25 protein-coding genes are annotated in these 21562 nt (G+C 71.9%); 6 read left to right on the top strand and 19 right to left on the bottom strand.

Annotated elements, in window-relative coordinates; translation table 11 throughout:
- Positions 1 to 367 precede the first annotated feature (367 nt).
- The 4 genes from olsA to tsaB form a co-directional block, all read right to left on the bottom strand.
- Positions 368 to 1159: a lyso-ornithine lipid O-acyltransferase gene (gene olsA / locus CCR97_RS23680; RefSeq protein ID WP_111359562.1), complete on the bottom strand. Its 792-nt coding sequence runs from the start codon at positions 1157 to 1159 to the stop codon at positions 368 to 370.
- Positions 1159 to 1539, bottom strand: a complete 381-nt coding sequence (locus tag CCR97_RS23685; protein WP_244670637.1) for a Fur family transcriptional regulator — start codon at positions 1537 to 1539, stop codon at positions 1159 to 1161. Before CCR97_RS23685 ends, olsA begins: the two co-directional genes overlap by 1 nt.
- A 235-nt stretch (positions 1540 to 1774) precedes the next feature.
- Complete coding sequence (locus tag CCR97_RS23690) at positions 1775 to 2260, bottom strand: GNAT family N-acetyltransferase (RefSeq protein WP_201159929.1); 486 nt, start codon at positions 2258 to 2260, stop codon at positions 1775 to 1777.
- Entirely contained in the window at positions 2257 to 2940 is a 684-nt protein-coding gene (gene tsaB / locus CCR97_RS23695) for a tRNA (adenosine(37)-N6)-threonylcarbamoyltransferase complex dimerization subunit type 1 TsaB (protein ID WP_201159930.1), read from the bottom strand. The genes CCR97_RS23690 and tsaB overlap by 4 nt, the downstream gene beginning before the upstream one ends.
- A 223-nt stretch (positions 2941 to 3163) precedes the next feature.
- Here tsaB and CCR97_RS31885 point away from each other — a divergent pair, with 223 nt between their 5' ends.
- Together CCR97_RS31885 and CCR97_RS23705 are read left to right on the top strand one after the other, a co-directional pair.
- On the top strand, positions 3164 to 3391 hold the full coding sequence (locus tag CCR97_RS31885) for a type II toxin-antitoxin system HicB family antitoxin (RefSeq protein ID WP_111360371.1): 228 nt from the start codon (positions 3164 to 3166) through the stop codon (positions 3389 to 3391).
- A 43-nt stretch (positions 3392 to 3434) separates the two neighbouring features.
- The gene (locus CCR97_RS23705; RefSeq protein ID WP_245429251.1) at positions 3435 to 3629 is read left to right on the top strand and encodes a type II toxin-antitoxin system HicA family toxin; all 195 of its coding nucleotides are present in this window, start codon (positions 3435 to 3437) and stop codon (positions 3627 to 3629) included.
- A 57-nt stretch (positions 3630 to 3686) separates the two neighbouring features.
- Here the strand turns inward: CCR97_RS23705 and CCR97_RS23710 are convergent, their stop codons facing one another.
- From CCR97_RS23710 to murJ, 4 genes are all read right to left on the bottom strand, one after another.
- On the bottom strand, positions 3687 to 4241 hold the full coding sequence (locus tag CCR97_RS23710; protein WP_111360367.1) for a NifU family protein: 555 nt from the start codon (positions 4239 to 4241) through the stop codon (positions 3687 to 3689).
- 217 nt (positions 4242 to 4458) lie between these two features.
- The gene (locus CCR97_RS23715) at positions 4459 to 4953 is read right to left on the bottom strand and encodes a universal stress protein (RefSeq protein WP_111360366.1); all 495 of its coding nucleotides are present in this window, start codon (positions 4951 to 4953) and stop codon (positions 4459 to 4461) included.
- A gap of 237 nt (positions 4954 to 5190) precedes the next feature.
- Positions 5191 to 6228, bottom strand: coding sequence for a tryptophan--tRNA ligase (gene trpS / locus CCR97_RS23720; protein WP_111360715.1), 1038 nt, complete (start codon positions 6226 to 6228; stop codon positions 5191 to 5193).
- A gap of 218 nt (positions 6229 to 6446) precedes the next feature.
- Positions 6447 to 8078, bottom strand: a complete 1632-nt coding sequence (gene murJ, locus CCR97_RS23725) for a murein biosynthesis integral membrane protein MurJ (protein WP_111359738.1) — start codon at positions 8076 to 8078, stop codon at positions 6447 to 6449.
- A gap of 205 nt (positions 8079 to 8283) precedes the next feature.
- On the opposite strand from murJ, the gene CCR97_RS23730 reads away from it, so the two are divergent.
- From CCR97_RS23730 to CCR97_RS23740, 3 genes are all read left to right on the top strand, one after another.
- Complete coding sequence (locus CCR97_RS23730) at positions 8284 to 9285, top strand: adenosine kinase (RefSeq protein ID WP_111359737.1); 1002 nt, start codon at positions 8284 to 8286, stop codon at positions 9283 to 9285.
- Between the two features lie 201 nt (positions 9286 to 9486).
- Positions 9487 to 10674 carry a coiled-coil domain-containing protein gene (locus CCR97_RS23735; protein WP_111359736.1) on the top strand — a complete coding sequence of 396 codons (1188 nt, stop codon included), beginning with the start codon at positions 9487 to 9489 and terminating at the stop codon, positions 10672 to 10674.
- A 245-nt stretch (positions 10675 to 10919) separates the two neighbouring features.
- Complete coding sequence (locus CCR97_RS23740) at positions 10920 to 11813, top strand: MBL fold metallo-hydrolase (protein WP_201159931.1); 894 nt, start codon at positions 10920 to 10922, stop codon at positions 11811 to 11813.
- 19 nt (positions 11814 to 11832) lie between these two features.
- On the opposite strand, the gene CCR97_RS23745 is transcribed toward CCR97_RS23740, so the two are convergent.
- From CCR97_RS23745 to CCR97_RS23795, 11 genes are all read right to left on the bottom strand, one after another.
- Positions 11833 to 12126 carry a hypothetical protein gene (locus CCR97_RS23745; protein WP_111360393.1) on the bottom strand — a complete coding sequence of 98 codons (294 nt, stop codon included), beginning with the start codon at positions 12124 to 12126 and terminating at the stop codon, positions 11833 to 11835.
- On the bottom strand, positions 12123 to 12788 hold the full coding sequence (locus CCR97_RS23750; protein ID WP_111360394.1) for a nucleotidyl transferase AbiEii/AbiGii toxin family protein: 666 nt from the start codon (positions 12786 to 12788) through the stop codon (positions 12123 to 12125). Before CCR97_RS23750 ends, CCR97_RS23745 begins: the two co-directional genes overlap by 4 nt.
- Positions 12789 to 13331: 543 nt before the next feature.
- The gene (locus CCR97_RS23755; RefSeq protein ID WP_201159932.1) at positions 13332 to 14246 is read right to left on the bottom strand and encodes a LysR family transcriptional regulator; all 915 of its coding nucleotides are present in this window, start codon (positions 14244 to 14246) and stop codon (positions 13332 to 13334) included.
- The gene (locus tag CCR97_RS23760; protein WP_111360600.1) at positions 14240 to 15277 is read right to left on the bottom strand and encodes an NAD(P)-dependent oxidoreductase; all 1038 of its coding nucleotides are present in this window, start codon (positions 15275 to 15277) and stop codon (positions 14240 to 14242) included. Before CCR97_RS23760 ends, CCR97_RS23755 begins: the two co-directional genes overlap by 7 nt.
- Before the next feature lie 226 nt (positions 15278 to 15503).
- A complete protein-coding gene (gene phnE / locus CCR97_RS23765; RefSeq protein WP_111359516.1) occupies positions 15504 to 16301 on the bottom strand; it encodes a phosphonate ABC transporter, permease protein PhnE in 798 nt (265 codons plus the stop codon).
- Positions 16298 to 17182 carry a phosphate/phosphite/phosphonate ABC transporter substrate-binding protein gene (gene phnD / locus CCR97_RS23770; protein WP_111359517.1) on the bottom strand — a complete coding sequence of 295 codons (885 nt, stop codon included), beginning with the start codon at positions 17180 to 17182 and terminating at the stop codon, positions 16298 to 16300. The genes phnE and phnD overlap by 4 nt, the downstream gene beginning before the upstream one ends.
- A gap of 50 nt (positions 17183 to 17232) precedes the next feature.
- Entirely contained in the window at positions 17233 to 18009 is a 777-nt protein-coding gene (gene phnC / locus CCR97_RS23775; RefSeq protein WP_111359518.1) for a phosphonate ABC transporter ATP-binding protein, read from the bottom strand.
- Between the two features lie 246 nt (positions 18010 to 18255).
- Positions 18256 to 19626, bottom strand: coding sequence for a PFL family protein (locus CCR97_RS23780; protein WP_111359519.1), 1371 nt, complete (start codon positions 19624 to 19626; stop codon positions 18256 to 18258).
- Between the two features lie 160 nt (positions 19627 to 19786).
- Positions 19787 to 20083 (bottom strand): ACT domain-containing protein, encoded by a 297-nt coding sequence (locus tag CCR97_RS23785; protein WP_111359520.1) that lies wholly within the window; start codon positions 20081 to 20083, stop codon positions 19787 to 19789.
- 59 nt (positions 20084 to 20142) lie between these two features.
- Positions 20143 to 20721: an AAA family ATPase gene (locus tag CCR97_RS23790; protein ID WP_111359521.1), complete on the bottom strand. Its 579-nt coding sequence runs from the start codon at positions 20719 to 20721 to the stop codon at positions 20143 to 20145.
- Between the two features lie 48 nt (positions 20722 to 20769).
- Positions 20770 to 20970, bottom strand: coding sequence for a hypothetical protein (locus CCR97_RS23795; RefSeq protein WP_201159933.1), 201 nt, complete (start codon positions 20968 to 20970; stop codon positions 20770 to 20772).
- Between the two features lie 288 nt (positions 20971 to 21258).
- On the opposite strand from CCR97_RS23795, the gene CCR97_RS23800 reads away from it, so the two are divergent.
- On the top strand, positions 21259 to 21562 hold a 304-nt coding region (locus CCR97_RS23800; RefSeq protein ID WP_201159934.1), incomplete at its 3' end, for an SOUL family heme-binding protein.

Genomic DNA, 21562 nt, shown 5'->3' on the forward strand with positions numbered 1-21562 from the left:
GTCGTCTCCCGGCCGGTGGCCGCCCATTGCGCCGCGCCTCGCGCGCCACGCCCGTTTCGCCACAACCGTGGCCGTCGTCCGTGCATCACCGGCCTCGCGGACCATGTCCGGCCTCGGGGACCATGTAATGCGCGTTTGCGCCGGCGCCATCACCGGCCGCACATTTCGGGTCCGCCCGCTGCGGATCGGCGTGCCGTCGACCTCCGTCCGGAGCTAACGCAACCATCACCGCGCCGGCCGCGGGCCCGCGATACTCGTCTGCTTCGGCCCCGGTCTAGCGGGTTTTACCCGGAAATGGAATGGCGGGGGCCGCGAGTCGTCGAGCGCGGAGCAGAAATTCGTTTCCGTGCAGGAGGTTGCCTTCAGCTCACCGCCGTCCCACGACGCGCCCCCGAAGCGCCTCGGCGGTGAGGCGGCGGACGCTGGCCTCCAGGCGGCGGGTCACCGCCTTGCGGTCGGCCGTGCCGGCGTCGAGGCGGACCGGCTCGCCCCAGGTCAGCGTCACGTCGATGCCGCCGTGGCGGCCGATATGGAGGAGGTGCGGCACGAGGTCGGCGGCGCCGTACCAGGCCGCCACCGGCCGGTGCTGGCGGCCCATCGGCAGGCCCTGGAATCCCGTATAGGCGATCGACAGCGGCTGGATGGTCACGGCGCCCCCCTCGGCAAGGGCGTCGCCGGCGGCGCCGATCAGGGCGGAGCGGAACGGCAGCACCCGGTTGCCGTCGCTCGACGTGCCCTCGCCGAACAGCACCACGGGGTCGCCGCCGGCCAGCCGCTCGGCGATCTCGGCGTTGACGGCGCGGGTCTTCTGGCGACGGGCGCGGTCGACGAAGACGGAGCGCTGCAGCTTGGCGAACAGGCCGAACAGCGGCCAGGAGGCGATCTCGGACTTGGCGACGAACACCACCGGCAGGCGCGACGTGATCACCGAGATGTCCAGCCAGGAGACGTGATTGGAGACGATCAGCAGCGGCCGGTCCGACACCGGCCGGCCGACCTGCCGCACCTTCACGCCGAACAGCGCGCAGACGATGCGGTGGAACAGGGTCGGGATCAGCCGGCGCAGCGGCCAGGCGAAGCGCACCGACACCCACTGGAACGGCAGCAGGGCCGCGGTCGCGAGCGCGAACCCGGCGCCGGTGACCGCGAGGCGGAGCATCAGGAGGCCTTGTCGTCCAGCGGCACCGCGTAGAGCTCGAGCCGGTGGTCGATCAGCCGGTAGCCGAGTCGCCGTGCCACCTCGCGTTGGAGCTGCTCGATCTCCTCGGACTGGAACTCGATCACCTCGCCGGTGCGCAGGTTGACCAGATGATCGTGGTGGCTCTCGCGGATCGTCTCGTAGCGGGCGCGCCCCTCGCGAAAATCGTGGCGCTCGATGATGCCGGCATCCTCGAACAGCTTGACGGTGCGATAGACGGTCGAGATCGAGATGTGCGGATCGACGAGCGCGCAGCGACGGTAGAGCTCCTCGACGTCCGGGTGGTCGTCGGAGCGGGCCAGCACGCGGGCGATCACACGCCGCTGCTCGGTCATCCGCATGCCCTTGGCGACGCACTGCGCCTCGATGTTGGTCGTGACCTGCTCGCTCACCCGAAGCTCCGCCGTTCGATCCTGTCCGCCGTTCGGTCCCGAAGACCGTCCGATCCTGCCGGGCGGCGGGATCATAGGGGGGGCCGGATGCACCGTCCATTGAGCGGCGTCAAGGTCCGGACGGCGCATGTCCACGCCCGTCGGGCCGTCCGGGCGGCGCGCGGCGCCGGGATCACGTCGGGGATCACATCAGGTCGCGGCGGAGCACCAGGGCGACGGCGGGCGGGCCGCCCGCCCGGTCGTAGTAGCCCGGGCGCTGGCCGACCTCGCGGAAGCCGGCCGAATCGTAGAGGCGGCGGGCCGGGACGTTGTCCCTGTCCACCTCCAGGAACACCTTCTCGACGCCGCCGGCGGCGAGCCGGCCGAGATGGACGGCGAGGAGGCGGCCGGCGACGCCGCGATTGCGCCGCGCCGGGGCGACCGCGACCGAGAGGATCTCGGCCTCCTCGGCAGCCCGCCGGGTGATCACGAAGCCGGCGACCTCGCCGGCCATCTCGGCCATGTCGGCGACCACGTTGCGCTCGGCGAGCAGCCGCTCGAACTCCTCCTCACTCCAGCCGCGGCGGAACGACACGGCGTGCAAAGCGGCGAGCGCCGCCGCGTCCTCCGGCTCGGCGGTGCCGAGGCGGGCCTCGGCGCCCTTCCACCAGCGGCGCACCAGCTCGATCATCGCCGCGCCACCCGGGCGGCGTCCTGCGGCTTGGCGTCGGGCGGCCGCAGGTACAGGGGCTTGGGCGAGGCGAGCGTCTCGGCCGCGACGGCGCCGAGCCGTGCCACCCAGTCGATGTCGGGGGCCGGCGTGGTGTCCACGCACAGCGGCGGCCGCGCCCCGCTCATCCAGGCGGCGTGGACGAGCGCGGCGGCCGAGCCGACCAGGCGGGTCGGCGCGGCGGTGGCGATACGGGCGGCCTCGCGGATGCTGGCGACGCGCGGCGCGATGACGGCGCGGCCGCCCTCGCCGACGAGCTGCATGTAGACCTGCTCGTGGCGGGCATCGATGGCGGCGAGCAGCGGCGTGCGGTCGTCGCTCGCGATGTGCGGGGCGGCGAAGCAGGCGAGCGTGGTGAGCCCGACGACCGGCTTGCCGGCGGCGAGCGCGATGCCGCGGGCCGCCGCGACGCCGACCCGCAGGCCCGTGAAGCTGCCCGGCCCGAGCGTGACGACGATGCGGTCGAGGTCGGTGAATTCGAGGTCCGACTCGCTCATCACCCGCGCCACCATCGGCATCAGCGCCTCGGCGTGGCCGCGTTCCATCAGGTGTGATTCGTGCGCCAGCACGCCGCCGCGACCGAGGTCGAAGACCGCCACGGAGCAGGCCGCGAGGGCGGTATCGATGGCGAGCACACGCACGATGGAACGCTCCGGCGGGAGTCTTGACGGGACTGGTCCTTGCAGGACGCTTCGGACGATTGTCGCGGCAGGGTGCCGTCCCGGCCCGGATCGCGCAAGCGAATCCGGTGTCGGGAAGGCGACGGACCGGACTGGGACGGGGCGTTCGGGTCGCCTGACCCGGCCGACTTTTTCGGTCCGCGGAACCGGGCTACCATACGGTCCACATCCCAGGAGGCGCCCCGTGACCGAGTTCAGCTTCTCCGTCGTGCTCGAGCCACAACCGGACGGCGGGTTCACGGTGTCGGTTCCGGCCCTGCCCGAGGTGGTCACCGAGGGTGACACCGAGGCGGAAGCGCTCGCCAACGCCGAGGAGGCGATCCGCGCGATCCTGGCCTATCGCCGGGACAACGGCCTGACGATACCCGACGACGCCGATCCGAAGATCAGGCGGGTGACCGTGGCGGCATGACATGACCCCCGGCCGGCTGCCTGTCGTGACCGGACAGCGGGTCGTGAAGGCTCTGGTCCGCGGCGGCTTCGTCGTCGACCGGGTCGTCGGCAGCCATCACGTCCTGATCATGCCGAACGATCCGACCCGGACCGTGACGGTGCCGGTCCATGCCGGACGAGACCTCAAGCCCGGAACGATGCGCGCTATCATCCGACAAGCCGGACTGAGCGTGGAGGAGTTCACCGCGCTGCTTTAAAACAAAAGCGGGCCCGACGGGCCCGCTTTGGAAACTTGCGCGCGAAAAGCGGCCGGCTCACACCGGGCGGACCTCCTCGACCTCCGGGACGAAGTGGCGCAGCAGGTTCTGGATGCCGTGGCGCAGCGTCGCCGTGGAGGACGGGCAGCCCGAGCAGGCGCCCTTCATGGCGAGATAGACGATGCCGTTCTCGAAGCCGCGGAACACGATGTCGCCGCCGTCGTTGGCGACCGCCGGGCGCACCCGCGTCTCGATCAGGTCCTTGATCAGCTCGACCGTCTCGGCGTCCTTCTCGTCGTAGAACTCGTCGTCCACCTGGCCGCCGGCGCGGCCGAGCATCACGGGCTGGTCGGTCATGAAATGCTCCATGATCACGCCCAGGACGCCCGGCTTGATGTGCTGCCAGTCGGCGTCGGTCTTGGTGACGGCGATGAAGTCGGAGCCGAAGAACACGGCGGCGACGCCCGGCACGTCGAACAGGCGCTGCGCCAGCGGCGAGGCGTCGGCGTCGGCCTTGCTGCGGAACTCCAGCGTGCCGTAGTCGAGCACGGTGCGGCCGGGCAGGAACTTCAGGGTGGCGGGATTGGGAGTCGATTCGGTCTGAATGAACATCGCGGCTCTCCGGGCCGCGGTTCAAGGCCGCGGCGGGTGGGCGTGGTCCGCAAGAGCGGGTTTCGTCCGCAAGAGCGGGTTTCGTCCGCAAGAGCGGGTTTCGGCCCGCGAGAGCGGGCTCGGTTCCCAAGAGATGTCCCTTCGCGGGACGGGCGTCAACCGGGCGGCCGCCGCGCTGCGTCGTCGCCCCGGAGGGCCGTCGGGCGGCCCGAGGGGCTCAGGTCATGGCGTCCAGCTCGTCGTCGCCGAGGTGCCCGGGCACGATCGCCATCGGGATCGGGAACGAGCCGGCCGACTTGGTGAGGCCGCTGACCAGCGGGCCGGGGCCTTCGTTGTCGTCGCCGGCGGCCAGCACCAGCACGGCGATGTCTTCGTCGGTGTCGATCAGCCGGGTGATCTCGGTCGCCGGGTCGCCCTCGCGGATCACCCGGTCCGGCGTGATGCCCGAGATGCCGTTGGCGCGCGCCGCGAAGCGGGCCAGCATCGCCTCGGCCTCCTCGCGCTGCTCGGCCCGCATGATGTCGGCGACGCCGAGCCATTGCGGCGCCCGGTCGCCGATCTCGATGACGCGCAGCATCACCATGCCGGCGCCGGTGCGAGCGGCCCGCCGGGCGGCGAAATAGACGGCGCGGTCGCATTCCGGCGTCTCGTCGATGACCACGAGAAACTTGGGCTTGTGCCCGGCCTCGTAGCTGCGGCGCTTCCGGCTCATGGCATGTCCCGGGCGGCCACCCGGCGCCGCCTCTTTCGACGGCCGAATCTGCCACGGCGGGACCCGGCCGGGCAAGGTGGGTGGCGGGTGCGCTCGGATCCCGTCGTCCCGGGGCGCGCCGATCAGGCGCGAGCCCGGGACCCATACCCCCTGTCTCGCGTGAGCCACCGGCACCGGGCGAATGGGTTCCGGGCTCGCGGACCTGATGGTCCGCGCCCCGGAGCGACCGGCGCCCTCCTACTTCCCCACGAACCCCACGATCTCCTTGACGTGCCGCATCGTCTCCGAGGCGAGCACGCGGGCGCGGGCGCTGCCGTCGGCGAGGATGCCGTCGATATAGCTCGCGTCGCTGGTCAGCCGCTTCATCTCGGCGCCGATCGGGCCGAGCTTCGCCACCGCGAGGTCGATCAGCGCGCCCTTGAAGGTCGAGAACTGGCCGCCGCCGTACTCGGACAGCACCGCGGCCGGCGTGGTGCCGGCGAGCGCCGCGTAGATGCCGACCAGATTGTCGGCCTCGGGGCGGCCTTCGAGACCCTTCTCCTCGCTCGGCAGCGGCTCGGGATCGGTCTTCGCCTTCTTGATCTTCTGGGCGATCGTGTCGGCGTCGTCGGCGAGGTTGATGCGCGAGTAGTCCGAGGGGTCGGATTTCGACATCTTCTTGGTGCCGTCGCGCAGGCTCATCACGCGCGTCGCCGGGCCGGTGATCAGCGGCTCGGCCATCGGGAAGAACAGCCCGTCGGCGAAGCCCGCCGCCTCGATGTCGGTCTTGAAGTCGTTGTTGAACTTCTGGGCGATGTCGCGGGTCAGCTCGAGATGCTGCTTCTGGTCCTCGCCGATCGGCACGTGGGTCGCGCGGTATACCAGGATGTCGGCGGCCATCAGGCTCGGATAGGCATAGAGGCCGAGCGAGGCGTTCTCGCGGTCCTTGCCGGCCTTCTCCTTGAACTGCGTCATCCGGTTCATCCAGCCGAGGCGGGCGACGCAGTTGAACACCCAGGCGAGCTCGGCGTGCTCCGGCACCTGGCTCTGGTTGAAGACGATGTGCGCCTTGGGGTCGATGCCGGCGGCGATGAAGGCGGCCGCGACCTCGCGGATCGACTTCCTCAGCTCGGCCGGCTCCTGCCACACCGTGATGGCGTGCAGGTCGACCACGCAATAGATGCACTCGCAGCGCGACTGCAGCTTCACGAAGTTGACGATGGCGCCGAGATAGTTGCCGAGATGCAGGTTTCCGGTCGGCTGAACGCCGGAAAACACGAGGTCCTTGAACGCCATCACCAGTCCTCCAGATCGCGGCGGCGGTTTGCCACGCGAGGCCAGGGGGCGCAAGGGGCCGGGCGGATATATGCGCCCGGGCGGCCCGGTCCGCCGTCATTCCGGGGCGCGGCAAAGCCGCGAACCCGGAATCCAGCGTCTTACTCGGCATTCTCGGCTGGATTCCGGGTTCGGCGCGCAGCGCCGCCCCGGAATGACCGAGGTGACCAGTCGACGGTTCAGGACGACGCGCGTGGGCGACGCCGCAGCGCGGCGGCGATCTCGGCCGGGCGGACGACGCGGAACAGCCCGAGCAGGGCCACATAGGCGGCGGTGCCGACGGCCAGCAGCACGAGCAGCACGGCGAAGCGGCCGAGCGTGCCGGTCGGGATGCCCGGCGCCTCGATGGCGGCGCGGGCGGCGGCGACGGCGGCGGCCATCACGAGGGTCGCCAGCGCGATGCGCGGAATGCGGGTCGCCGCGGCGCGATCGAAGCGCAGCCAGCCGCGCCGGGCCAGCACCACGGCGAGCAGCGCCGGGGCCACATAGCCGCCGGCCGCGATGGCGGCGGCGACCCCGACATGGCCGTAGGCCGGGAACAGGGCCAGCGCCCCGGCGCTCGACGCCGCGAGGCCGGCGAGCGCCGTCGTCATCGGCGTGTGGGTGTCCTCGCGGGCGAACGAGATGGCGCCCAAGACCTTTTCCGCGACGTGACCCGGCAGCCCGAAGGCGAGCGCCGCCAGCGCCGACGCCACCATGGTCGTGTCGTGGGGCGAGAAGGCGCCGCGCTCGAACAGGGCGCGAGCGATCGGCGCGGCCAGGAGCACGAAGCCGGCCGCGCAGGGCAAAGCGAGGCCCAGCGCCAGCGCCATCGCGCGCCCTTGCGCGGCGGCGATCTCCTCCGCCGTGCCGGACCGTACCGTGCCGGCGATCACGGGTCCCATCACGGCGGCGATCGCCACCGAGACGACGCCGAGCGGAAACTCGTAGAGCCGATCGGCGTAGTAGAGCCACGACACCGCGGCCGGCGACGGCGAGGCGATCATGGCGCCGGCCATCAGGGTGATCTGCGGGATGCCGCCGGCCAGCAGCCCGGGGCCGGCGAGGACGAGGAGGCGGCGCAGCTCGGGGCCGCCCGACAGCCGCAGCCGCCGCGGCCGCACCGGCAGGCGCAGCGCCGCACCGCCGATCAGCAGCGTCTGGGCGAGCCCGGCGACGACGATCGCGACCGCCAGCACGGATCCCGCATGGGCCGTCACGGCCGGCCCGCCGACCAGGAGGGAGGCGACCGCCGCGATCAGCACGCCGTTGAACGCGATCGGCCCGAACGCGACCGCCCCGACCCGGCCCTCGGCGTTGAGGATGGCGCCGAGCACGGCGACGCAGCCGGCGATCACCACATAGGGGGCCGAGAGACGCACCAGCTGCGCGGCCAGCGCGAAGCGTTCGCCGTCGGCGGAAAAGCCCGGCGCGATGACGTGGACGACGAGCGGCGCGGCGACGATCAGCACGAGCGTCGCGAGACCCAGCACCACGGCGGTGAGCCCGAGCGCGCCCTCGCCGAAGGCCCGGACCGCGTCGCGCCCCTGCGTGTCGCGCAGCCGCAGCCACAGCGGCACGAAGGCGCCGTTCAGCGCCCCTTCGGCGAGCAGGCGGCGGAACAGGTTCGGCACCTGCAGGGCGGCGAAGTAGGCGTCCGCCATGGGGCTTGCGCCGAGCAGCGCGGCGATGCCGGCGTCGCGCAAAAAGGCGAGCAGGCGCGAGCCGAGCGTCGCGGCTCCCACCGTCCCGACCTTCTCGGCGACGCCGCCGGCGCCGTCGGTCATCGCGCCGCCGGAGCCGTCGGTCGTCGCGCGGTCGGGGCTGTGCATGCGGTCCGGTCTCCGGAGACCGTTAAGGACGGGCGCGGCGCGGACCGTGCCGGCGTTGAAACGGGGCGGCCCGTCGCTATAGTGCGCCGCCGCCTCGCGACGCACCCGACCGGGCGCGCGCGCTTTTCATGACCTATGCAGGGTCGCAGGCGCCCCGGCAAGCGCGGCGCGCGCCGGCGGCGGCCCGCCCATCGCGAGATCTCGGATGACCGCTCTCCGCTACGACGTGCTCGGTTTAGGCAATGCCATCGTCGACGTCATCGCCCGCGCCGAGGACGACTTCCTGGTGGCGCACGGGATGCGCAAGGGCGGCATGGCGCTGATCGACGAGGCGCGCGCCGAGGCCGTCTATGCCGCCATGGGGCCGGCGGTCGAGATCTCCGGCGGCTCGGCCGCCAACACGATCGTCGGCACGGCGAGCTTCGGGGCACGCGCGGCCTTCGCCGGCAAGGTGAAGAACGACGGGCTCGGCGGCGTCTTCGCCCACGACATCCGGGCCGCCAAGGTGGCGTTCGACACGCAGCCTGCCGAGGGCGGCCCGGCGACGGCGCGCTGCTTCATCATGGTGACGCCGGACGGCGAGCGCACCATGAACACGTATCTCGGCGCCGCCCAGGACCTGCATCCCTTCGACATCGACACCGACACGGTGGCGGGCGCGGCGATCACCTATCTCGAAGGCTATCTGTGGGATCCGGAGAACGCCAAGAACGCCTTCCTGAAGGCGGCCGAGATCGCCCACGCGGCCGGCCGCACCGTGGCGTTGACGTTGTCGGACGCCTTCTGCGTCGACCGCTGGCGCGACGAGTTCCTGCATCTGATGCGCTCCGGCACGGTCGACCTCGTCTTCGCCAACGAGGCGGAGCTGCACAGCCTCTATCAGACCGCCGACATGGACGCGGCGCTCGCCCAGCTCCGGCAGGACGCCAAGCTCGCCGCCGTGACGCGCAGCGAGAAGGGCTGCCTCGTCGTGTCGCGCGAGGAGACGACGGCCGTGCACGCGTTCCCGGTGCAGCGCGTCGTCGACACCACGGGCGCCGGCGACCTGTTCGCGGCCGGCTTCCTGGTCGGGCTCGCCCGCGGCCGCTCGAACGCGGAGGCGGCCCGGCTCGGTGCGCTCGCCGCCGCCGAGATCATCCAGCATCTCGGCGCCCGCCCCGAGACGTCGCTCGCCGAGCTCGCCCGCGACAACGGGCTGTTGGTGTGAAAGCTCTGAACTTTTAAGAGATTTTTCAGCATTCCGCAGCGTGCCGTCGGGGCGCCACAGTGTGCCACGGAGGAGCCGCTATTCGGCCAAAGCCGCCTGCGATGAGAGGAACCGTAACGATTTGGTAAGCGCGCATCGTTAACGATCGGTTGAGCCGACTTCGCTCGAGCCGAGCGGCGCGACACTCTGGAGCCCCTTGCCATGGGCGAGCACGACACGGGGGAGGGCGGCTTCGGCCGCCGACAGTTCGGGGCGCGAGCTTTCGGAGCGCACGATCTCGGAGCGCACGATCTCGGAGCACAGGGCGGCACCGGCGCCGTCGATCCGAGTGCCATCGATCCGACATCCATCGATCCGGCCCACGAGGCGTTTCCGGGCCACGAGCCCGGTCCGGGCCGTTCGGCCGGGGCGGGCGGCGCATCGGCATCGCAGCCGCCGGCGGGGCGTCCGCGCCTGCCGCGACCGGAGCCGGCGACGGCGGCCGGGTCGGGCGGGGGCCGCGACGGCATCGACGGCCGCCACGGCGCCGTCGTCATCGACGGCCCGCAGCCGCAGCGCGGCCACCGGGGCGACACGCCCGTGAAGGCGGCGCCGTCGGTCGAGCACGACGGCTGGCACGGCTCCGACACCATCGACATCGACGAGCCGCCGCGCCGGCGGTTCTCGTTCGCCTTCCAGGTGCCGCCCTACATGAAGGTGGCGGCCGTGATCGCTGTGGCGACCTCCTTCGGGGCGCTCGCCGGCACCTTCGCGGCGACCAGCTTCGGCCACGAGCCGGCGGCCCCGATCGTGCGCGTCACCCCGCCCGACGACAGCGCGCTGCGCGCGACCGTCGCCGACCTGCAGCGTGACGTCGCCGGGCTGCGCACCAGCCTGGAGAGCGCGACCAAGACGCTGCAGACCCAGACCGCCAAGCTCGCCGACCGGATGGAGCGGACCGAGAAGGCCCAGGCCGAGCCGGCCCAGAAGCTCGCCAAGCTCGGCGAGGCGATCGACCGGCTGGAGAAGCGCAGCAGCCAGGCCGCAGCGGCCACTCAGGGCCCCGGCGCGCCGCCCTCGACCCTGCAGGCGCAGGCCTCCGCCCAGCAGCCGCCCGCCGGGCAGCCGACCCAGATCCATGCCGCTGCCCCGCCGGCGCCCGTGGCGGTCGCCTCCGCCGACATGACCACAGCCTCGCTCGGCGACCCGCGCCCGCCGGCGCCCCCGGTCGTCAGCGGCTGGGTGGTGCGCGACGTGCGCCGCGGCATCGCGCTCATCGAGGGCCGCTACGGCCTCGTCGAGGTGGAGACCGGCGACACGCTGCCGGGCCTCGGCCGGATCGAGAGCATCCGCAAGCAGGACGGCCGCTGGCTGGTGGTCACCTCGCGCGGCATCATCGTCGCCCGCTGAGCGGATAAAATCGTTTCCGACTGTTTCGGACGGGCGGGCCGCCGCGAAGCGCCCGCCCGTTTTCCGTTCTGGCCTGGCAGCCGCCTGATCAATTCGGTCGTCAATCCGGGTTCGCGGCTTCGCCGCGCCCCGGAATGACGGCGAGCACGACGGCGTTGGTGTCTCGCATCACGTTGTGGTCAGGGGGGCTTCCCGACCGGCCCCGGGCACGGGTTATGCTTGGGCGAAGACGTGAAGGAGCCCGCATGCCCGCCACCCCCGCCCGGCGTGCGACCCCGGTCCGGTCGCTCGCCCGTTTCGCCGCCCTCGTCCCTCTTCTGATCCTCGGCCTCGGTCTGCCGCTCGCCGCGATGCGGCCGGCCCTCGCCCAGCCGGCCGCGCCCGCCGCGCCGGCGGCGCCGGAGCGGCTCGACACCTGCCCGGGGCTGGTGTCGCGCACCTCGCCGCGGATCGTCCCGGCGGCGTTCCTGCCGGCGGCGCTGGCGCCCGACCAGGCGCGCGTCACCTATATCGGCCACTCGACCTTCCTGATCGAGAGCCCGCGGCAGGTGCGGGTCGCGACCGACTACAACGACTACGTCAAGCCGACGGTCGTGCCCGACATCGCCACCATGAACCGGGCGCACTCGACCCACTACACGCTGTCGCCCGACCCCGGCATCCGCCACGTGCTGCACGGCTGGCGCGACGACGGCAAGCCGGCCGGCCACGACGTCTCCTATCAGGACGTCCATGTCCGCAGCATCGCCACCAACATCCGCGACTGGGCGGGCGGCACGGCGCGGCACGGCAACTCGATCTTCGTCATCGAGGTCGGCACGCTGTGCATCGCCCATCTCGGCCACCTGCACCACACGCTGACGCCCCAGCAGGTGTCGGAGATCGGCCGCGTCGACGTCGTGCTGGTGCCGGTCGACGGCAGCTACACGCTCGACCTCGACGGCATGGTCGAGGTCCTGCAGGCGCTGAAGGCGCCGCTGATGATCCCGATGCACTACTTCAGCCGCTACACGCTCGACCGCTTTCTCGAACGCGTGAAGGCCGACTACGAGATCGAGCTCGCCGAGACGCCGACGGTCGTGCTGTCGAAGACGACGCTGCCGGCCAAGCCGAAATTCCTGGTGCTGCCGGGGCGGTGAGGCGGCGGCCGCATCGTCCTCAGCCCGGGATGTGCCGGCGCGGCATCGGCGGCGGCGGATCGTTGCCGGCCATCACGTTCCAGTAGGCCCAGGAGCGCGCGTCCAGGATCCCGGGCGGCGCCTTCGCGATGGCTTCGCGAAACCCCTCGTCGCCGACATGGCGCCGCACGATCGCGACGTCCTCGGCGGTGCCGTATGTCATCACATAGGCGAGGAAGCGCACCGGATCGGCCAGCGCCGTCTCGGGCGGCTCGAACCAGATCACCCGCGGCGCCACGGCGAGGAGGTCTGGCGTGTGAGGAAGCGGTTTCACGGCGGCGGCTCTCTGAACCTGACGGCGCTCAAGGTCGGCAACCGCTGGAGATCGACCCGACGGACCGACGCCGTCAGGTCACGCCGGATCGCCCCGGGCAGGGCGGCCAAGGCCGGATCGTCATGATAGCTGATCGCCTTCACGGCGAGGAGCGGGCTGAAGGCTTCACCATAGATGATGCCGGCCGCCGAGAGCATCGTCGCGAGCGAAAGTCCGCCGCCCGTGAGCAGGGCATGGATGTCCAGATAATCCTTCAGCTCGGCCCGCTGGGTCACCACGGCCACCTTCATGCCAGCCAGATCGACGAGCGACGCGACGGGAATCATCGGTCCGTCGACGGATTCGTCCGCCTCCACCTGGCCCAGCCGCAGTCCTCCGAAATACGACAGCATCACGGGGCCGGACCGGTCCACCCGGACCGTCAGGGTGTTGGCCGCTGATTGCACAACGGACCCGCCGGCGAGATACGAGATTCCGTCGAGCAGATTGGACGGCTGGAACGGACGGCGCGAGAAGAAATCGAAATCCACCGATTCGCGATGTCCCAGCCGGAGTGCGATCGCTGTTCCGCCGTACAGCGTGAAGCTGTTCGGCGTCGCGGCGAGCTCGGCCCAGAGGGTCCGCTGAGGTGCGGCAAGGATTTGAAGCTTCGGCCTGAACATCAATCAATTGTCGCGCTCGACCATCCCGGTGTGAAGATGCCGGCGGAACCGGTGGCCGATCGGCGGGTGCAGACCGGTGCCGTCGCGATCGGGGGCCGTCGTCGTGAGGCGACGGTGTGCGATCGCGAGTGTCTGCAGACGACAGTCTGCATTCGACCCGCGCACACGATGACCCGGACGCCAATCTCGCGATTGGATCCGGGTCCCGCCGCAACGCTCCGGGAAGGAGTGACGACAGCCCCCGCAACGAGAGACGTCTCGTCGGCGGTGGATCGGCCCGTCGAAGGCGTTCTAGAACCGCCTTCGACCGACTTCCCGCGCCTCCCTGGGCTCGCGACAGGTGCGCCCCGGCACAGTCAGGGCGACTGTCACCCACGGACCCGCAGGCCACGCTCTCCAGGCCGGACACCGGCAGGGCGCCGACATCCGGTCCAGGATCGAGAATGCTCGATCATTCTGCTTAAGGGTCGGTGAAGAGTCGAGCCCGTCTTCGCGCCACCGATGGATGATCGCGCCACATCCGCCGGAGCGGCCGGCGGCGCGTCAGGCGGGCGCGCGGTGTGCGGCGCCGATCGTGGCCCCGCGGATCGCGTGCGCGGCGAAGCGGGCCGCGGCGGCGGTGGGCGGCAGCGCCTCCGGCACGACGAGGCGGAGCGCCTTCACCAGCGTCGCGTCGGCGACCGGCAGGGCGACGAGATGGCCGGCCGCGACCTCGTCGGCGACCGCCGAGGCGAGCACGATCGACACGCCGAGCCCGGCCCGCACGGCACGCTTCACCGCCTCGGTGCTGCCGAAGCCGCCGGTTGTCGCGAGGCGGTCGGCGGCGGCGCCGAGCGCGGCGCGCAGCAGCGTGCCGGTGCCGGTGCCGGGCTCGCCGCCGAGCAGCCGCACGTCGGCGAGATCGGCGACCGTCACGTCGGCACGGCGCGCCCACGGATGCGACGGCGGCACGATCACGACCAGCGGCTCGCGCCGCCAGGTCTCCGCCCGAAAGCCCGGCCGGTCGTCCCACCATTCCATCAGCGCCACGTCGGCGCGACCGCGCACCAGACGCTCGGCCACGTCCGGGTTGGGGCCGATCCACAGGTCGACAGCGGGCGCGACCTCGGCCGGCCGGGCGCTCTCGGCCCGCTGGAACTCGGCCAGCATCACGTTGAGCAGATAGACGCCGACATTGCTGGCGGCGGCGATGCGCAGGGGCGCGGTGCGCACCAGCCGGCGCGCCTCCTCGGCCGTCGTGATCAGGGCGCGGGCGAGCGGCAGGAAGGCGAGTCCCTGCGTCGTCGGGCCGACGCGGCCGCGGGCGCGATCGACCAGCGGCGCGGCGAGGTCCTCCTCCAGCAGATCGAGATGCGCCAGCACGGTCGACGGCGACAGCGCGAGGCCGCGGGCGGCGGCGCGCACGCCGCCCTGCTCGATCACGGCCAGGAACGAGCGGACATGGACGAGGTTCAGCATGGCACGGCTTCGGGGCGTGTCGTCACGGCCGGCGTCGGACCGGGCGGCGTCACGGCGTGCACGGGCGCGCGGCCCTGCAGCACGTCGAGGATGCTCTGCGCGGCGGAGCGCTCGATGGCGCGGCGCAGATCCGTCACGGCCGAGCCGATATGCGGGGTCAGCACGGTGGCCGCGTCGGCGGCGAGCAGGCGCGGAGCGATCGCGGCGGGGCGATCGGGGCGGGCCCAGTCCTCGCACTCGAACACGTCGGCCGCGTAGCCGCCGAGCCGGCCGGCGTCGAGCGCCGCGGCGACCGCCGCCTCGTCGACCAGCGAGCCGCGCGCCGGATTGACCAGGAGGGCGCCGGGCCTCATCCGGGTCAGCGCCGCCGCGTCGATCACGTGCTGGGTGTCGCGGGTGAGCGGCAGCGCCAGCACGACGATGTCGGCGTCGCGGAGCAGCGTGTCGCGGTCGGCGAGCCGCACGGCCGCGTCGAGCGGCGGCGCGATCGCCGCGACGGCGGCGTCGTGCGCGAGCAGGCGGCAGTCGAACGCCACGAGCCGGGCCGCGATCGCCTGCCCGACCTTGCCGAAGCCGAGAATCCCGACCGTCGCGCCGGCGAGGCCGGTGCCGTAGAGGCGCGGGCGCCAGCCGGAAAAGCCGTCGCGGCGGATGTCGCGGTCGCCCGTCACGATGTGGCGGCCGAGCGCCAGGATCAGGCCGATGGCGAGCTCGGCGGTCGGCACGGTGAGCAGATCCGGCACGATGGTCACGGTGACGCCGCGCGCCGCGGCGGCCTCGACGTCGATGTTGTCGTAGCCCTTGAGAGCCGCGCCGACGACGCGCAGCGACGGGCAGGCGTCGAGGAACGCCTCATCGATCCGGTCGGTCATGAAGGCGAGGAGGCCGGTCGCGTCACGGCAGCGCGCGCGCACCGCGTCCGGCGTCCACGGCTCCGGCGCATCGTTGACGTCGAGGACGGCATGCGGGGCGAGCAGCGCGACCGTCTCGGGGAACGGCCGGTTGGTGATCACGACACGCGGACGGGACATTCTGCTCTCGTTTCTCATAAGGTCTCGGGTGATCGGCCCCGGGGCCTCACCAAAGGCGCGGCTTTCACCTCTCCCCGGCGGGGAGAGGTCGGATCTCGCGCAACAGCGCGAGATCCGGGTGAGGGGGTGCCGTGCTCACCAACTGACGCTCTAACCCCTCACCCCGACGCGCAAGAGCGCGTCGACCCTCTCCCCTCGGGAGAGGGTAAGAACTCCGGAAAACTGATCACTTCAGCACGCGGCGCAGTGCGGCGCCGAGCGCGTCGACCAGGGTGACGCAGGCCAGCATGCAGATCAGGATCGCGGACACCTGGGCGTAGTCGAGCACGCGCAGCGCCGCGATCAGCTCGAAGCCGATGCCGCCGGCGCCGACCGCGCCGAGCACCGTGGAGGCGCGGAAATTGTACTCCCAGCGGTAGATCGTGACGTCGGCGAGCTGCGGCATCACCTGGGCGACGACGGCGTGCCAGACCACCTGTGGGGTCGTGGCGCCGGTGGCGCGGGCCGCCTCGACGGGCTTCGGATCGACATGCTCGATGCTCTCGGCGAAGAACTTGCCGACCATGCCGACCGAGTGGAGGCCGAGGGCCAGCACGCCCGGCAGCGCGCCGAAGCCGACCATCGCGACCAGGATGATCCCCATGATCAGCTCGGGGATCGAGCGCAGCAGATTCAGCATCAGCCGGGCGACGTGATAGACGGCGCGGTTCGGCGTGGTGTTGCCGGCGGCGAGCAGCGCCAGCGGCAGCGACAGGCCGACCGCGATCGCGGTGCCGGCGATCGACATGGCGAGCGTGTCGGCGAGCGGCCGCAGCCAGCCGGGGAAGCGGCTGAAGTCGGGCGGGAACATCTCGCGCGAGAGCTGGACGACGGCCGGCCACGCGTCGGCGAAGCGGGCCGGGTCCAGGAGGCCGGTCAGCGCCATCGCCGTGATCACGACGGCGGCGACCGCGACCGCGAGGCCGGCGCGCCGCAGCCGCGCCGCCCCGTCCTGTGCCAGGATGGCGTCGTAGGCGAGGCTCATCCCTTCACCTTCGAGAGGTCGAGATTGAGCACCTGGGCGGTCTCGCGCAGGATGTCGTAGGCGCGGTCGTCGGTGGCCGCGAAGCCCTCGGCCCGGAACGTCTTGAGGATCGCGACGTCCTTCATCTCCAGGAACGAAGCGCGGATCGCGTCCTTGAGGGTCGGCGTCAGCGTGCCCTGCATCACCATCGGATAGTTGGGGATCGGGTCGCTCTCGGCCAGCACCTTGACCTTGGCGCCGTCGATGGTGCCGCGGGCGACGAGCGCGGCGAAGATCTCCTGGCTCAGCCCGCCGGCCTGCACCTGGCCGGCCTGCACCGAGCGGGCGACGGCATCGTGGGCGCCGAGATGGACGAACTTGTAGTCGCGCTCGCCGACGAGGCCGTTGCGGGCGAGCAGCGCGCGCGGGATCAGATGGCTCGAGGTCGAGGCGGCGTCGCCGAAGCCGACCATCTTGCCGCGGATGTCGGCGATCGACTTCACCGGCCCGTCGGCCTGGACGACGATCACGCCCTTGTAGGTCGGCGAGCCCTTGGCGACGCCGACCGCGAAGGGCTCGATGCCGGGGGCGCGCTGCTTGGCGAGCACGTAGGAGAGCGGGCCGAAATAGGCGATCTCGATGCGGCCGAACCGCATCGCCTCGATCATCGAGGAATAGTCGGTGGTGACGACCAGCTCGACGTCCTTCTTCAGCCGGCCCTCCAGATAGAGCTTCAGGGGCTGGGCGTTCTGGATGATGGTCGAGGCGTTCTCGTCCGGCAGCAGCGCGACGCGCAGCTTCGCCGGATCGGCGGCCTGGGCGAGCGCGCGGGTCACGAGCGGGGCGGCGGCGAGCGTCGTGGCGCCGAGCAGCGTGGCGGAGAGAAAGGTCCGGCGGTCCATCGGAAGAGTCCTTCTGCGGGGATGGCGGTGAGGCGGGTGTGGCGCGCCCGTCATTCGGCGGCGGCGACCAGCGGCACGGGAGGCGTGTCCGCGGGCGGCGTGTCGTAGATGACGTCGAGCAGGCGGGCCCCGAGCTGCTCCGGCCGGCCGTCGTGGACGACGCGGCCGTGCGACAGCGCGATCACCCGGTCGGCGAAGCGGCGCGCCAGCGCGACCTGATGCAGGCTGACGATCGCCGTGATGCCGTCCTCGCGGCAGATCCGGTGGAGATCGCCCAGCACCCGCTCGGCGCTGCCGGGATCGAGGCTCGCCACCGGCTCGTCGGCGAGCACGAGGGTGGGCTCCTGCGCCATCGCGCGGGCGATGCCGACGCGCTGCTGCTGGCCGCCGGAGAGCCGGTCGGCGCGCTCCAGCGCCCGGTCGAGGATGCCGACGCGGTCGAGCGCGGCGAGCGCCAGCCGCCGGTCGGCGCGCGGCAGCGGAAACAGCGAGCGGAAGAAACCGTGCGCGGCGAGCCGGCCGGTGAGCACGTTGTCGAGGGCGCTCAAGCGGCCGATCAGGTGATGCTGCTGGAACACCATGCCGGTGCGGCGGCGGTGGCGGCGTCGCGCCCGCCGGTCGGAAACGATCGAGCCGAGGCCGTCGGCGATCACGTCGCCGGCGGTCGGCGTCACCAGGCCGTTGAGGCAACGCAGCAGCGTCGACTTGCCGGCCCCCGAAGCGCCGAGCAGCACCGTGAACTCGCCCGGCCGGAAGGCGAGCGAGGTCGGATGCAGGGCGGTGAGGCCGTTCGCATAGGTCACGGTCGCGTGGTCGAGCCGCAGCATGATGATGGCGTCCGCCCGGTGTTCGAGTAGGCCGAACGATCAGCGCGATCGTTCACGAACGCCGATCTAGCGGACCCACATGACAGCCGGACGACAGGGGACGGACTATAGGACTGAGGTCGTCATGGCCGGCCTTGTGCCGGCCATCCACGATCTTGCAGCGCTCGTCGGGTCAAAGACGTGGATGGCCGGGACGAGCCCGGCCATGACCCACTCTGAATATGGCGGCGGGGAAGCGCCCGCCGCTCAGTTGATCAGCGCCTGCAGGGGCGCGGGAATGCGGCCGCCGCGGGCGACGAAGCGGGTGCTGGCCTCGCCATGCACCGGGATGATCGGGGCGCGGCCGAGCAGGCCGCCGAAGTCGACCGTGTCGCCGACCGTCCGGCCGACCACCGGAATGATGCGGACCGCCGTGGTCTTGCGGTTGATCATGCCGATCGCCGCCTCGTCGGCCATGATGGCGGACAGCGTCGCGGCCGGCGTGTCGCCCGGCACCGCGATCATGTCGAGGCCGACCGAGCACACCGAGGTCATCGCCTCCAGCTTGTCGATGGTGAGCGTGCCTTTCTCGGCCGCCTCGATCATGCCGGCGTCCTCGGAGAGCGGGATGAAGGCGCCCGACAGGCCGCCGACATAGCTCGACGCCATCGCGCCGCCCTTCTTCACGGCGTCGTTCAACAACGCCAGCGCCGCCGTGGAGCCGTGGGTGCCCACCCGGTCGAGCCCGATCGCCTCGAGGATGCGGGCGACGCTGTCGCGCTCCGCCGGGGTGGGCGCGAGCGACAGGTCGATGATGCCGAACGGGATGCCGAGGCGGGCCGCGGCGGCGCGGCCGACCAGCTCGCCGGCCCGGGTGATCTTGAAGGCGGTGCCGCGGATCACCGCGGTCAGCGCGCCGAAGTCGACGTCGCCCGCCTCCTCGACGGCGCGCAGCACGACGCCGGGGCCGCTGACGCCGACATTGACGACGCAGTCGCTTTCGCTGGCGCCGTGGAAGGCGCCGGCCATGAACGGGTTGTCCTCGACGGCGTTGCAGAACACCACGAGCTTGGCGCAGCCGATCGAGCCGGCCTCGGCGGTCGCCGCCGCGATGTCCTTCACGGTGCGGCCCATCAGGCCGATCGCGTCCATGTTGAGCCCGGCCCGGGTCGAGCCGACATTGACCGAGGCGCAGACGCGCCTCGTCGCGGCGAGCGTGTCGGGCAGCGACGCGATCAGCGCCCTGTCGACCGCGGTCATGCCCTTCTCGACGTGAGCAGAAAAGCCGCCGATGAAGTCGATGCCGAGCTCGTGGGCGGCGCGGTCGAGCGTCTCGCCGATCCTGATCATCTCGTCCGGCCCGCAGCGGCCGGCGATCAGCGACACCGGCGTCACGGCGATGCGGTTGTTGACGATCGGGATGCCGAACTCGCGGGCGATCTCGGCCGAGACCTTGGTCAGGTCGCGCGCGACGCGGGTCACCTTGGCGTGGATGTTGGCGCACAGCGTGGCGCAGTCGTCGGCGACGCAGTCGAACAGGCTGATGCCGATTGTGACGGTGCGGATGTCGAGCTTCTCGTGCCGCACCATGCCGATGGTCTCGAGGATTTCCTCACCCGAGAAGCCGAGATGTTTCATGGCTCGTCTTTCATCCCGATGATGCGAGCGGCGCGGTGTCATTCCGGGACGATGCGGAGCATAGGACCCGGAATCCAGCGACATGCTCGGAAGGCCTGGTTGGATTCCGGGTTCGCGCCTTCGGCGCCCCCCGGAATGACGGTGCCGCAGGGGCGGCTCCTCAGACCCGGTGCATCGCCTTGAAAATCTCCTCGCGCTCGATCTCGACCTTGACGGCGAGCGCGGCGCCCTTGCGGGCGAGGCGCTCGCGCAGATCGTCGAAGGAAACGTCGGAGGCGGACAGATCCACCATCATGATCATGGTGAAGAAGTCCCGCATCACCGACTGGCTGATGTCGAGGATGTTCACGCCGGCCTCGGCGATCACGGCGGAGATGCCGGCGATGATGCCGACACGGTCCGCGCCGATGATCGTCACGATGGCGCGGCCGGACAGGGTTTTGGCGGTGTGGGGCATCGCGGCTCCGGGCGGTCGACGGGGCTCGCGCCGACGGTCGGCCGCGAGAGGGCCCGTTCTTAGCCCGCCGGGGTGCCGCCGGCCAATGGGTCCTGCCGCGCGAGGACGCCGCGCACGAACCGCACCCGCTCGGCGACCGGCGCGAGCGGCAGCATGCAGAGGTCGTAGCCGTAGTCCCGCCAGGTCGAGACCATGGCCTCGAAGGTGCGCACCGCCTCGTCGAAATCCTGCTTGCGCTCGGCGTCCTGGGTGAAGATCGCGGGCCAGGGTGGGGCGACGAAGACGAGCCGGGCGTAACGGAAGTGGCGGGCGGCCCGGTCCATGTGGGGCGGCACCGTGCGGCCCAACATCCGCAGATAGCCGATCACGTCGGGCACGCCGCGGTCGAACATCACCGGGCCGGGCAGCGCCCGCGCCGCGTGGTGCGAGCGCATCTCGAGCGACAGCATCGCCTCGGCGAAGGCGTCCGGGTCGCGCCAGGGCAGGGCCGGGCCGTCGATCGCCACCTGGTCCTGGATGACGGCGCGGCCGGCCTCGACCGAGCGGGCGAAGCCGGCCTCCTCCGGGGCGTCGATGAGGGTGCTCTTGCCGGAGCCGGGGCCGCCGGTGACGACGACGAAGCTGGCGGGATCACTCATGCATGGGGCCACCGTTGCCGTGCCGGCGGCGTCCGGGTGCCGGGCCGATCAGGCGCCCGGTCTGGCGAGGTCGGACGCGAGCGGCTCGCGCAGGACCCGGGCGCCGGCGCGGGCGGCGCGGCTCTGGGCGCGCAGGGCGGCCGCCTCGAGCCGGGCTTGCTCGGAGAGTGACCGCAGGTGCTGGCTCTGGGCCAGGAGGGCGCGGCTTTCGGCGTGGAGCGTGCGGATATCGTCGGACAGGATCTTCATCGCGAGGTTCGGACTAGCCTGGCGGTTTCGAGGGTCGGGCGACAACGGCCCTCCGATTTGAAGCGTTATGGTTAACAAATGGTAAACTGGTAGCCAACCCCGCGGGTGCGAGGTGATTGTGCAGCGCACAGTTGCGGCGATCGGTCCCCGGCCCTTTCGCGGGGCGCCGCCGCACCCCAGATCGGGTCCGAGCCAACGGGCCGGAACGACCGCCCGGGACGACCGCCCGGGACGACCGGCCAGACCGACTGGCCAGACCGACTAGCCAGGACGGCGAAGGAGCCCGCCATGTCGATCGTCACGTCCATCCTGCAGGGCGCCGCCGGCGTCGTCGGCGTCCGTTCGGGCACCGAGGAGCCGCGCTTCGAGGTGCTGGAGCGGATCGGTGACGCCGTGGAGATTCGCCGCTACGGAGCCCGGCTCGCCGCCGACGTGACGGTCGCGGCCGACGAGATGGCGGCCCGCTCGGCCGGATTTCGTCGGCTCGCCCGGTTCATCTTCGGCGCCAACCGGGTGCGGGAGACGATCGCCATGACGGCGCCCGTCACGGTCGCGCCGGGCGCCGTCATGGCGATCGTCTCCCGCACCCGGT

The sequence above is a fragment of the Rhodoplanes elegans genome, from assembly GCF_016653355.1.
GTDB lineage: Bacteria > Pseudomonadota > Alphaproteobacteria > Rhizobiales > Xanthobacteraceae > Rhodoplanes > Rhodoplanes elegans.

Bases quoted from the DNA above. Each gene is read 5' to 3' on its own strand.
- CCR97_RS23715 (WP_111360366.1), bottom strand. From the start codon at position 4,953: ATGAGCCGGAAGCGCCGCAGCTACGAGGCCGGGCACAAGCCCAAGTTT.
- CCR97_RS23710 (WP_111360367.1), bottom strand. From the start codon at position 4,241: ATGTTCATTCAGACCGAATCGACTCCCAATCCCGCCACCCTGAAGTTC.
- murJ (WP_111359738.1), bottom strand. From the start codon at position 8,078: ATGCACAGCCCCGACCGCGCGACGACCGACGGCTCCGGCGGCGCGATG.
- olsA (WP_111359562.1), bottom strand. From the start codon at position 1,159: ATGCTCCGCCTCGCGGTCACCGGCGCCGGGTTCGCGCTCGCGACCGCG.
- CCR97_RS23790 (WP_111359521.1), bottom strand. From the start codon at position 20,721: ATGAGTGATCCCGCCAGCTTCGTCGTCGTCACCGGCGGCCCCGGCTCC.
- CCR97_RS23785 (WP_111359520.1), bottom strand. From the start codon at position 20,083: ATGCCCCACACCGCCAAAACCCTGTCCGGCCGCGCCATCGTGACGATC.
- CCR97_RS23760 (WP_111360600.1), bottom strand. From the start codon at position 15,277: ATGTCCCGTCCGCGTGTCGTGATCACCAACCGGCCGTTCCCCGAGACG.
- CCR97_RS23685 (WP_244670637.1), bottom strand. From the start codon at position 1,539: ATGCGGATGACCGAGCAGCGGCGTGTGATCGCCCGCGTGCTGGCCCGC.
- CCR97_RS23735 (WP_111359736.1), top strand. From the start codon at position 9,487: ATGGGCGAGCACGACACGGGGGAGGGCGGCTTCGGCCGCCGACAGTTC.
- CCR97_RS23780 (WP_111359519.1), bottom strand. From the start codon at position 19,626: ATGAAACATCTCGGCTTCTCGGGTGAGGAAATCCTCGAGACCATCGGC.
- phnC (WP_111359518.1), bottom strand. From the start codon at position 18,009: ATGCTGCGGCTCGACCACGCGACCGTGACCTATGCGAACGGCCTCACC.
- phnE (WP_111359516.1), bottom strand. From the start codon at position 16,301: ATGAGCCTCGCCTACGACGCCATCCTGGCACAGGACGGGGCGGCGCGG.
- CCR97_RS23690 (WP_201159929.1), bottom strand. From the start codon at position 2,260: ATGATCGAGCTGGTGCGCCGCTGGTGGAAGGGCGCCGAGGCCCGCCTC.
- CCR97_RS23730 (WP_111359737.1), top strand. From the start codon at position 8,284: ATGACCGCTCTCCGCTACGACGTGCTCGGTTTAGGCAATGCCATCGTC.
- CCR97_RS23755 (WP_201159932.1), bottom strand. From the start codon at position 14,246: ATGCTGAACCTCGTCCATGTCCGCTCGTTCCTGGCCGTGATCGAGCAG.
- phnD (WP_111359517.1), bottom strand. From the start codon at position 17,182: ATGGACCGCCGGACCTTTCTCTCCGCCACGCTGCTCGGCGCCACGACG.
- CCR97_RS23750 (WP_111360394.1), bottom strand. From the start codon at position 12,788: ATGTTCAGGCCGAAGCTTCAAATCCTTGCCGCACCTCAGCGGACCCTC.
- trpS (WP_111360715.1), bottom strand. From the start codon at position 6,228: ATGGCGTTCAAGGACCTCGTGTTTTCCGGCGTTCAGCCGACCGGAAAC.
- CCR97_RS23740 (WP_201159931.1), top strand. From the start codon at position 10,920: ATGCCCGCCACCCCCGCCCGGCGTGCGACCCCGGTCCGGTCGCTCGCC.
- CCR97_RS23795 (WP_201159933.1), bottom strand. From the start codon at position 20,970: ATGAAGATCCTGTCCGACGATATCCGCACGCTCCACGCCGAAAGCCGC.